This window comes from Pseudomonas sp. GW821-FHT07G06, from assembly GCF_058986625.1.
In genome coordinates, this window is sequence record NZ_JBYSVW010000009.1 from 251063 (window position 1) to 261098 (window position 10036).

Here is a 10036-nt window from a genome sequence, read left to right on the forward strand (position 1 = left end):
CATGACCAGGCAACAGCAAGTGGTGATTGTCGGCGGTGGGGTGATTGGCTTGCTGACGGCCTTCAATCTCGCCTCCGAAGTGCAAAGCATTGTGCTGCTGGATCGCTCGAACGTCGGGCAGGAGTCGTCCTGGGCCGGTGGCGGCATCGTTTCGCCGCTTTACCCGTGGCGCTACAGCCCGGCGGTCACCGCGTTGGCTCACTGGTCCCAGGACTTTTATCCACAACTGGGCGAGCGCTTGTTCGCCGCCACCGGTGTTGATCCTGAAGTGCATACCACCGGTCTGTATTGGCTGGATCTGGATGACGAGGCTGAAGCGCTGGCATGGGCCGCCCGGGAACATCGTCCGTTGAGTGCCGTTGATATCTCGGCGGCACACGACGCGGTGCCAGTGCTGGGCAGCGGTTTTTCCCGGGCGATCTACATGGCCGACGTCGCCAACGTGCGTAACCCGCGTCTGGTGAAGTCGCTCAAGGCCGCGTTGCTGGCGCTGCCGAACGTGACGATCCATGAGCAGTGCGAAGTCAGCGGGTTTGTTCGTGACGGCAACAAAGTGGTCGGCGTGCAGACCGCCACAGGTGCTGTTCTCGGCGATCAAGTCGTCCTGACGGCGGGAGCCTGGAGCGGTGATTTGCTCAAGCGTCTTGATCTGACGCTACCGGTCGAGCCGGTGAAAGGGCAGATGATTCTCTACAAGTGCGCGGCGGATTTCCTGCCAAGCATGGTCCTGGCCAAGGGTCGTTATGCGATTCCCCGGCGCGACGGACACATACTGATCGGCAGTACGCTGGAGCATGAAGGTTTTGACAAGACGCCGACCGGGGCGGCACTGGAAAGCCTGAAGGCGTCGGCGGTGGAGTTGATCCCGGCACTGGCCGATGCCGAAGTGGTGGGGCACTGGGCCGGATTGCGCCCGGGATCACCCGAGGGCATTCCCTATATCGGCCCGGTGCCGGGGTTTGAGGGGCTCTGGCTCAACTGTGGGCATTACCGTAACGGACTGGTGTTGGCGCCGGCGTCATGTCAGTTGTTTGCCGATGTGATGCTGGGTCGTACGCCGATTATCGATCCGACGCCTTATGCGCCTGTCGGAAGACTTTGAACAAAGCACAAAAGATCGCAGCCTGCGGCAGCTCCTACAGGAGGTGCGCTCCCATGTAGGAGCTGCCGCAGGCTGCGATCTTTTTAAGGCCTCAATCCAGCCCTAATTTCTTGAGCCTGTAACGCATCGACCTGAACGACAGATTCAACCGCTGAGCCGCCGCCGTGCGGTTCCAGCGGGTTTCTTCCAGGGCCTGGAGCAGCAGTTGGCGTTCAACGTTTTCCAGATAGGTGTCCAGATTATCTATCCGGGTCAGGTCCGGCATTCCACCTTCAGCTGCGCAATTGCCTTCAGCCAGGCGCAGGTCACCGGCTTCGATCTGATTGTCCTCGCACAAGGTGTGAGCACGTTCGAGCATATTTTCCAGTTCCCGCACGTTGCCCGGGAAGCGATAGCTTTTCAGTGCATCGAGGGCTTGGGGGTGGAGTCTGGCTGCCGTTTGGCCCGTATCGGCGGCCAGACGCTTGAGTATGTGGCTGGCCAGCACCTCGATGTCATCACGACGCTCGCGCAAGGGCGGCACCCGGAGTTCGATCACATTCAGACGGTAGTAAAGATCATGCCGAAATCGCCCGGCGGCGACTTCGGCGCCAAGGTCCTTGTGTGTGGCGCAGAGAATGCGCACATCCACCGCCACTTCCTGCTGCCCGCCGACACTGCGTACGGCTTTCTCCTGAATGGCGCGTAGCAGTTTGACTTGCATTGCCAGCGGCAGGTCGGCCACTTCGTCGAGGAGCAGGGTGCCGCCGTGAGCTGTCTGGAACAGACCGGGTTTATCTTCGATGGCGCCGCTGAAGCTGCCTTTGCGATGGCCGAAAAACTCGCTCTCCAACAGTTCCGAGGGAATCGCCGCGCAGTTGATCGCAATGAACGGCTGCTTGGCGCGGGGGCTTTGATCATGGATCAGGCGCGCGACCAATTCCTTGCCACTGCCGGATTCTCCGCTGATGTATACCGTCGCATGGCTGTTGGCCAGTTTGGTGATGTGTTTACGCAGGTTGCGCATGGGTAAAGAGTCGCCCAGCAACCGGCGATCGATGTCGACCCCGCGGGCAGGAAGCAGCAGGGCGTTTGTGACCAGTTCACGCAGGCGTGTAAGGTCCACCGGTTTGGTGAGGAAGTCGAATGCTCCGGCCTTGAGCACATTGATAACGGTTTCGAGACTGGCATAGGCGGTGATCATCGCCACCTGGACCTGAGGGTGACGTTGCTGGATGTGCTGCACCAATTCCAGGCCGGTGCCATCCGGCAATTGCATGTCGGTCAGGCAGAGATCGAATGTTTCGCTTTTCAGCAGCGATTGCGCTTCGCCGACATTGCGGGCGTTGAACGTCTCCAGTTTCATCCTTCCCAGGGTGATTTCCAGGAGTTCGCGTATGTCTGGTTCGTCATCGACGATCAAGACTTTTTGTCGTGGTCTCGTGTTCAAACTAGGTTCCGTCCGTGAGCAAAGGTCATGCAAAAGCAGCCGCTTTCCTGGCGTGCCTTGAAGTCTAGGCGGGACGGAGTGCTTTCGCCCGGCTGGCCGGACAGATAAAGCCCCGGGCCCGTGATAGACGGGGCAGGGGCTTCGGGATGGAGTATTTCCAGTGATTTCAGGTCAAGCCATGGCGGCGACATTTGCGCGCGGCGCTGCAGGTACAGGACGTTTTCGATTACCCGGTTCATTCGCAGAGAGAGGTCTTGAATAATCTGCGTCAGACGTCACTCGATGCCTTTCAGTTCCTTGGGTGCCAGCGATAGTCCTCGATCGGCCGCCAATTCGGGGGAGTGTCAGCGGTCGCTGGAGTCCTTGTCCTGCTCGAGATGAGCCTGGCTGCAATACCACCGCTGGTCGAGACTCAGCGCGCGGTCACGGGGCAGGTGAACACCGCAATGGGCGCAGCGGACCATGGGCGCCGCTTCCCGTTCGGCAGGGGACCTGGGGGTGGAAGCCTGACCCTTGAATTTGCGCCAGAACCATACGGCAGCGGCAATCAGGGCAATCCAGAACAATAAACGAAGCATGGTGAGCTGCTTTTCGACTGATGATCCGGCAGTTTAGCCAAGGACCTGACAGGCGCACAGTGTAATAAAACACTGAAATAAAAAAGGGAGACCCGAGAGTCTCCCTTTTGCACAGCGCGAGGTATCAGTCGAACACGCCGAGGGTCATGTAGCTGAACCACGAGCGGTCGCTGTTGTTGCCTTCCGCTTCGTGATTTTCTTCTTCGATCACGTCGCCATTGTCGTCTTTTGGCTTGAGTTCGGATGGAATCGCATCCTTGGCGTCCTGGAACTGCTTCTGTACGTCCTGGTTGGCGCGGGTTTCGCCCGGTGGCAGCGGCGGACGGGATTCGATCAGGCCCAGGGTCGCCTTGCTCAGCCACGAGCGGTTGTCGGCTTCGGCCACGGTCGGCACGAACTGGCCGTCTACCAGCGTCGGGTGGTTCGGGTAGTTGAGCTTCAGGGTTTCCAGGCTGGTGGCAGCCAGTTCGTCCAGGTGCAGGCGCTGATAGGCCTCGGTCATCACCGCCAGGCCGTCGCCGACCGAAGGGGTTTCCTGGAAGTTTTCCACCACGTAACGACCGCGGTTTGCCGCCGCGACATAGGCCTGACGGGTCAGGTAGTAGTCGGCCACGTGAATTTCGTAGGCCGCCAGCAGGTTGCGCAGGTAAATCATGCGCTGCTTGGCGTCTGGTGCGTAACGGCTGTTCGGGAAGCGGCTGGTCAGCTGGGCGAACTCGTTATAGGAGTCGCGGGCGGCGCCCGGGTCACGCTTGGTCATGTCCAGCGGCAGGAAACGCGCCAGCAGGCCGACGTCCTGGTCGAAAGAAGTCAGGCCCTTGAGGTAGTAGGCATAATCGACGTTCGGATGCTGTGGGTGCAGACGAATGAAGCGCTCAGCCGCGGACTTGGCCGCTTCTGGCTCGGTGTTCTTGTAGTTGGCGTAGATCAGTTCGAGTTGCGCCTGGTCGGCATAGCGACCGAACGGATAACGCGACTCCAGAGCCTTCAGCTTGGCGATGGCGGAGGTGTAGCTACTGTTGTCCAGGTCATTTTGAGCCTGTTGGTACAGCTCGACTTCACTGAGGTTTTCGTCTACGACTTCCTTCGATGAGCAAGCAGCGGTCAATGCGAGGATGGCGATCAGCAGCAGGTGTTTCACTTGCATGGCGGCTTGCGTCCCTATGACGGCCGCTGTCTTGGGCGTGGCCGTCCTGTTATGATGAGCGCCCCGTTGAATAGCCTCGGGGCAAAAGACGCCGTATTTAACCACAAGCGCGCAGCCGAAACCAAAGGCTGTGCCGACGCCTAGTCTGAGCATGTCCGATAAAATTGAACTTCGCGCAGAGGTGCCGTCCGAATTGGGCGGCCAACGCCTCGATCAAGTCGCCGCACAATTATTCGCTGAGCACTCGCGCTCGCGCCTTTCCGCCTGGATCAAAGACGGCCGCCTGACTGTGGATGGGGCGGTTATCCGCCCGCGAGACATCGTCCATGGCGGCGCCATCCTTGAGTTGACTGCCGAGCAGGAAGCTCAGGGCGAATGGGTCGCTCAAGACATAGCCCTGGACATCGTCTACGAAGACGACGACATCCTGGTGATCAACAAGCCTGCGGGCCTGGTGGTGCACCCGGCTGCCGGTCATGCCGACGGCACCTTGCTCAACGCCTTGCTGCACCACGTGCCGGACATCATCAATGTGCCCCGCGCCGGTATCGTGCATCGCCTGGACAAGGACACCACCGGTCTGATGGTGGTGGCCAAGACCATACAAGCGCAGACGCAGCTGGTGACACAGTTGCAGAGCCGCAGCGTCAGCCGGATCTACGAGTGCATCGTGATCGGTGTGGTGACAGCCGGTGGCAAGATCAACGCGCCGATCGGTCGTCACGGCCAGCAACGCCAGCGCATGGCCGTGATGGAAGGTGGCAAGCAAGCCGTCAGCCATTACCGCGTGCTCGAGCGCTTCCGCTCCCACACTCATGTGCGGGTGAAGCTGGAAACCGGTCGTACGCACCAGATTCGCGTGCACATGGCGCACATCAACTACCCGTTGGTCGGAGATCCCGCCTACGGCGGTCGCTTCCGTATTCCGCCGGCCGCCAACCCGACCATGGTCGAGTCGCTGAAGAACTTCCCGCGTCAGGCGCTGCATGCGCGTTTCCTGGAACTGGATCATCCGACCACCGGTAAGCGCATGAGTTGGGAATCGCCGTTGCCGGAAGACTTCGTCTGGCTGTTGACCCTGCTCAAGCAAGACCGCGAGGCGTTCATCGGATGAGTGACTGGCTGATTCCTGACTGGCCCGCGCCGGCCGGGGTCAAAGCCTGTGTGACCACCCGTGCGGGCGGTGTCAGTGTGGCGCCGTTCGACAGCCTCAACCTCGGCGATCACGTCGACGACAACCCTGAAGCGGTTGCCGAGAATCGCCGTCGTCTAACCGATCATTTCTCCATTCAGCCGGCCTGGCTGCAGCAGGTCCACGGCATTGTCGTGGCTCATGCCGATCCGGGCCGGGTGGACACGGCTGATGCCAGCTGGACATCAACGCCGGGTGTTGCCTGCGCAGCGATGACTGCGGATTGCCTGCCTGCGCTGTTTTGCGATCGTGCCGGGACGCGTGTCGCGGCAGCCCATGCCGGTTGGCGTGGATTGGCAGCAGGTGTGCTGGAAGCGACTCTCGACAGCCTCAATGTGCCATCCGCCGAAGTACTGGTCTGGCTCGGCCCGGCCATCGGCCCGCAGGCCTTTGAAGTCGGCCCGGAAGTGCGCGAGACCTTCGTTCAGCAGTTGCCGCAAGCCGCTGAGGCTTTTGTGCCGAGTCAGAACCCCGGCAAGTTCATGGCCGACATCTATAGGCTGGCGCGCTTGCGCCTGGCAGCTTGTGGTGTAACCGCGGTCTACGGCGGCGGTTTCTGTACCGTCAGCGATCCGCGCTTCTTTTCTTACCGCCGTGCATCACGCACTGGTCGGTTTGCCTCCCTTATCTGGCTCGACCGCTAGACTTGCCTGACCTGCATCAACGTCACGACGCTTGAAACTCCCAGAATCGACCACATCTATTGTGGTATCTGGCAGGTTTCTTCATTCAGGATGTTTTATAGGTCCGGCCTGCTCAAAAGGAAGGTGACCCATGCGTATAGACCGTTTAACCAGCAAATTGCAGTTAGCGTTGTCCGATGCCCAATCCCTGGCTGTCGGCCACGATCATCCGGCCATTGAACCGGCGCACTTGATGCAAGCCTTGCTCGAGCAGCAGGGCGGCTCGATCAAGCCCCTGTTGATGCAGGTGGGCTTCGACGTCAACAGTCTGCGTAAAGAGCTGACCAAAGAGCTCGACCAGCTACCGAAAATCCAGAACCCGACCGGCGATGTGAATATGTCGCAGGATTTGGCGCGCCTGCTCAACCAGGCTGACCGTCTGGCCCAGCAGAAGGGCGACCAGTTCATCTCCAGCGAACTGGTGCTGCTCGCCGCCATGGACGAGAACAGCAAGCTCGGCAAGCTGTTGCTCGGCCAGGGCGTGAGCAAGAAAGCCCTGGAAAACGCGATCAACAACCTGCGCGGTGGCGAGGCCGTCAACGACCCGAACCACGAGGAAGCACGCCAGGCTCTGGACAAGTACACCGTCGACCTGACCAAGCGCGCCGAAGACGGCAAGCTCGATCCGGTGATCGGTCGTGACGATGAAATTCGCCGGACCATCCAGGTGCTGCAACGTCGAACCAAGAACAACCCGGTGCTGATCGGTGAGCCTGGCGTGGGTAAAACCGCCATCGCCGAAGGCCTGGCCCAGCGCATCATCAATGGCGAAGTGCCGGATGGCCTCAAGGGCAAGCGTCTGTTGTCCCTGGACATGGGGGCGCTGATTGCCGGTGCCAAGTATCGTGGTGAGTTCGAAGAGCGCCTGAAATCCCTGCTCAATGAGCTGTCGAAGCAGGAAGGGCAGATCATCCTGTTCATCGACGAACTGCACACCATGGTCGGCGCCGGTAAAGGCGAAGGCTCGATGGATGCGGGCAACATGCTCAAGCCAGCCCTGGCCCGAGGTGAGCTGCACTGCGTGGGTGCCACCACGCTGAACGAATACCGCCAATACATAGAGAAGGACGCCGCTCTCGAGCGACGTTTCCAGAAAGTGCTGGTGGACGAACCGAGCGAAGAAGACACCATCGCCATCCTGCGTGGTCTCAAAGAGCGTTATGAGGTTCACCACAAGGTGGCCATCACTGACGGCGCGATCATTGCGGCGGCCAAGCTCAGCCATCGCTACATCACTGACCGGCAGTTGCCGGACAAGGCCATCGACCTGATCGACGAAGCTGCCAGCCGCATCCGCATGGAGATCGACTCCAAGCCCGAAGTGCTGGACCGTCTGGAGCGTCGCCTGATTCAGCTGAAGGTGGAATCCCAGGCGCTGAAGAAAGAAAGCGACGACGCGGCGAAGAAGCGTCTGGAAAAATTGCAGGAGGAAATCGCTCGTCACGAGCGTGAGTACTCGGATCTCGAAGAAATCTGGAACTCGGAAAAAGCCGAAGTCCAGGGTTCTGCGCAGATCCAGCAGAAAATCGAGCAGTCCCGTCAGGAGCTGGAAGCGGCCCGCCGCAAAGGCGACCTGAACCGCATGGCCGAGTTGCAGTACGGGGTGATCCCGGACCTGGAGCGCAGCCTGCAAATGGTCGATCAGCATGGCAAAGCCGAAAACCAGTTGCTGCGCAGCAAGGTGACTGAAGAAGAGATCGCCGAAGTCGTGTCGAAGTGGACCGGTATTCCGGTGTCGAAAATGCTCGAAGGCGAGCGCGACAAGCTGATGAAGATGGAAAGCCTGTTGCACCAGCGTGTGATCGGCCAGGATGAAGCGGTGGTGGCCGTTTCCAACGCGGTGCGGCGTTCCCGTGCCGGGTTGTCCGACCCGAATCGCCCGAGCGGCTCGTTCATGTTCCTCGGCCCGACCGGTGTCGGTAAAACCGAGCTGTGCAAGGCACTGGCCGAATTCCTCTTTGATACCGAAGAGGCGATGGTGCGGATCGACATGTCCGAGTTCATGGAGAAACACTCCGTAGCTCGCCTGATCGGTGCGCCACCGGGCTACGTGGGGTATGAAGAGGGTGGTTACCTGACCGAGGCAGTGCGCCGTAAGCCGTATTCGGTGATCCTCATGGACGAAGTCGAGAAGGCGCACCCGGATGTGTTCAACATCTTGCTGCAAGTGCTCGAAGACGGCCGTCTGACCGACAGCCATGGCCGCACGGTGGATTTCAAGAACACCGTGATTGTCATGACCTCCAACCTGGGGTCGGTGCAGATCCAGGAACTGGTCGGTGATCGTGAGGCACAGCGTGCAGCGGTGATGGATGCGATTTCCAGCCACTTCCGGCCGGAGTTCATCAACCGGGTCGACGAAGTGGTGATTTTCGAACCGTTGGCGCGGGATCAGATCGCCGGCATTACCGAGATCCAGTTGGGTCGTCTGCGTAGCCGCCTGACCGAGCGCGAGCTGAAGCTTGAGCTCAGCCCTGAGGCCATGGACAAGCTGATCGCGGTCGGTTACGACCCGGTGTACGGTGCGCGGCCGCTCAAGCGAGCTATCCAGCGCTGGATCGAGAACCCGCTGGCGCAGCTGATTCTGTCCGGACGGTTCATGCCGGGCGATACCGCTCACGGCGTGGTGGAAAACGACGAAATCGTCTTCGTCTGATCCATAACGGCAACAAAATCGAAAAGGCCTCGCAATGCGAGGCCTTTTTTTCGTTAGGCTGTTGAACTCAAAGGAAAAGGCTTGTAAAGTGCGCCCCGCAGTCAGTCACCCGCCAGGGTTTCCGCTCCCCAAGCAGGAATCCAAAATAAGTTGCAAATCATTAACTTGAAAGCAATTTAGGGGGTTGACAGAGGTGCTGAAGATTGTAGAATAGCGCGCCTCAGACACACGAACGCAGCGATGCGAACGGGTCGAAGAGAACGCAGTAAAGCTTCAAAGTTGTAAATTGAAATGTGTAGTTCCGTGATAGCTCAGTCGGTAGAGCAAATGACTGTTAATCATTGGGTCCCAGGTTCGAGTCCTGGTCACGGAGCCAATTTCAAACCGGGGTATAGCGCAGTCCGGTAGCGCGCCTGCTTTGGGAGCAGGATGTCAGGAGTTCGAATCCCCTTACCCCGACCATATTTGGGTCGTTAGCTCAGTTGGTAGAGCAGTTGGCTTTTAACCAATTGGTCGTAGGTTCGAATCCCACACGACCCACCATTTTTGAAACCAGTTAGCGCTGGAATCGAATCTTAAGATCAGACGCCAAAAGCTCTGTTCGCAGAAGGCGCCTTTCGAAGGTGCCTTTTTTTTACCGGGGTATAGCGCAGTCCGGTAGCGCGCCTGCTTTGGGAGCAGGATGTCAGGAGTTCGAATCCCCTTACCCCGACCATATTAAAAATCCTCGTATCGAAAGATACGGGGATTTTTTTTGCTTTTTTCCTGATGTGAGCACTGCGGCCGCAGGTTCCGCCCGGTCGGTGTACACGTACCTCTGTAGGAGCTGCCGCAGGCTGCGATCTTTTGATCTTGCCCTTCAAAAAGCAAAGTCAAAAGATCGCAGCCTGCGGCAGCTCCTACAGTGGGCAGTTATCAGTGCAGCTTCAGGCGAGGCTCTGTGCCGCGTCCGATCTTGCTGCCCAGCATCAGCATCGCCGTGCGGAACGGGCCGTACAGTGCCATCTGGTGCATGCGGTACAGCGACACGTAGAACATCCGCGCTTAAAAATCCTCGTATCGAAAGATACGGGGATTTTTTTGGCTTTTTTTCCTGGTGTGAGCACTGCGGCCGCAATGGTTCCGCCCAGTCGGTGTACACGTACCTCTGTAGGAGCTGCCGAAGGCTGCGATCTTTTGATCTTGCCCTTCAAAAAGCAAAGTCAAAAGATCGCAGCCTGCGGCAGCTCCTACAGTGGGCAGTTATCAG

Annotated in this window: 7 protein-coding genes, 4 tRNA genes and 2 pseudogenes; 8 read left to right on the plus strand and 5 right to left on the minus strand. The window is 59.2% G+C overall.

Annotated features, from left to right (window positions below; all coding sequences use genetic code 11):
• Window position 1: 1 nt before the first annotated feature.
• The gene (gene thiO, locus AC3WJW_RS17350; RefSeq protein ID WP_493726787.1) at window positions 2–1102 is read left to right on the plus strand and encodes a glycine oxidase ThiO; all 1101 of its coding nucleotides are present in this window, start codon (window positions 2–4) and stop codon (window positions 1100–1102) included.
• Between the two features lie 91 nt (window positions 1103–1193).
• On the opposite strand, the gene AC3WJW_RS17355 is transcribed toward thiO, so the two are convergent.
• The 4 genes and pseudogenes from AC3WJW_RS17355 to AC3WJW_RS17370 all read right to left on the minus strand — a co-directional run bounded on the left by AC3WJW_RS17355 (window position 1194) and on the right by AC3WJW_RS17370 (window position 4256).
• On the minus strand, window positions 1194–2531 hold the full coding sequence (locus AC3WJW_RS17355) for a sigma-54-dependent transcriptional regulator (protein WP_493726788.1): 1338 nt from the start codon (window positions 2529–2531) through the stop codon (window positions 1194–1196).
• Window positions 2528–2806: pseudogene (locus AC3WJW_RS17360) on the minus strand (hypothetical protein); the annotation flags it as partial. The gene AC3WJW_RS17355 and the pseudogene AC3WJW_RS17360, both read right to left, overlap by 4 nt.
• Before the next feature lie 69 nt (window positions 2807–2875).
• Complete coding sequence (locus tag AC3WJW_RS17365) at window positions 2876–3109, minus strand: PP0621 family protein (RefSeq protein ID WP_015096880.1); 234 nt, start codon at window positions 3107–3109, stop codon at window positions 2876–2878.
• Window positions 3110–3233: 124 nt separating this feature from the next.
• Window positions 3234–4256, minus strand: a complete 1023-nt coding sequence (locus AC3WJW_RS17370; protein ID WP_015096879.1) for an outer membrane protein assembly factor BamD — start codon at window positions 4254–4256, stop codon at window positions 3234–3236.
• Window positions 4257–4407: 151 nt separating this feature from the next.
• On the opposite strand from AC3WJW_RS17370, the gene rluD reads away from it, so the two are divergent.
• The 7 genes from rluD (at window position 4408) to AC3WJW_RS17405 (ending at window position 9502) form a co-directional block, all read left to right on the plus strand.
• A complete protein-coding gene (rluD, locus tag AC3WJW_RS17375; RefSeq protein ID WP_007990414.1) occupies window positions 4408–5370 on the plus strand; it encodes a 23S rRNA pseudouridine(1911/1915/1917) synthase RluD in 963 nt (320 codons plus the stop codon).
• Complete coding sequence (gene pgeF, locus AC3WJW_RS17380; RefSeq protein ID WP_493726789.1) at window positions 5367–6092, plus strand: peptidoglycan editing factor PgeF; 726 nt, start codon at window positions 5367–5369, stop codon at window positions 6090–6092. The genes rluD and pgeF overlap by 4 nt, the downstream gene beginning before the upstream one ends.
• Window positions 6093–6222: 130 nt before the next feature.
• Window positions 6223–8787 (plus strand): ATP-dependent chaperone ClpB, encoded by a 2565-nt coding sequence (clpB, locus tag AC3WJW_RS17385; protein WP_015096877.1) that lies wholly within the window; start codon window positions 6223–6225, stop codon window positions 8785–8787.
• 300 nt (window positions 8788–9087) lie between these two features.
• Window positions 9088–9163, plus strand: a tRNA-Asn gene (locus tag AC3WJW_RS17390).
• A 9-nt stretch (window positions 9164–9172) separates the two neighbouring features.
• Window positions 9173–9249, plus strand: a tRNA-Pro gene (locus tag AC3WJW_RS17395).
• A gap of 5 nt (window positions 9250–9254) precedes the next feature.
• Window positions 9255–9330 (plus strand) — tRNA-Lys (locus AC3WJW_RS17400).
• Between the two features lie 95 nt (window positions 9331–9425).
• Window positions 9426–9502: transfer RNA gene (locus tag AC3WJW_RS17405), tRNA-Pro, on the plus strand.
• Window positions 9503–9702: 200 nt separating this feature from the next.
• Here the strand turns inward: AC3WJW_RS17405 and AC3WJW_RS17410 are convergent.
• Window positions 9703–9831 (minus strand): annotated as a pseudogene (locus AC3WJW_RS17410) (hypothetical protein); the annotation flags it as partial.
• Window positions 9832–10036: the final 205 nt, after the last annotated feature.

What these genes read in the sequence shown, in the direction of transcription:
- thiO (WP_493726787.1), top strand. Translation starts at nt 2, where the DNA reads ATGACCAGGCAACAGCAAGTGGTGATTGTCGGCGGTGGGGTGATTGGC.
- AC3WJW_RS17365 (WP_015096880.1), bottom strand. Translation starts at nt 3,109, where the DNA reads ATGCTTCGTTTATTGTTCTGGATTGCCCTGATTGCCGCTGCCGTATGG.
- AC3WJW_RS17370 (WP_015096879.1), bottom strand. Translation starts at nt 4,256, where the DNA reads ATGCAAGTGAAACACCTGCTGCTGATCGCCATCCTCGCATTGACCGCT.
- rluD (WP_007990414.1), top strand. Translation starts at nt 4,408, where the DNA reads ATGTCCGATAAAATTGAACTTCGCGCAGAGGTGCCGTCCGAATTGGGC.
- pgeF (WP_493726789.1), top strand. Translation starts at nt 5,367, where the DNA reads ATGAGTGACTGGCTGATTCCTGACTGGCCCGCGCCGGCCGGGGTCAAA.
- clpB (WP_015096877.1), top strand. Translation starts at nt 6,223, where the DNA reads ATGCGTATAGACCGTTTAACCAGCAAATTGCAGTTAGCGTTGTCCGAT.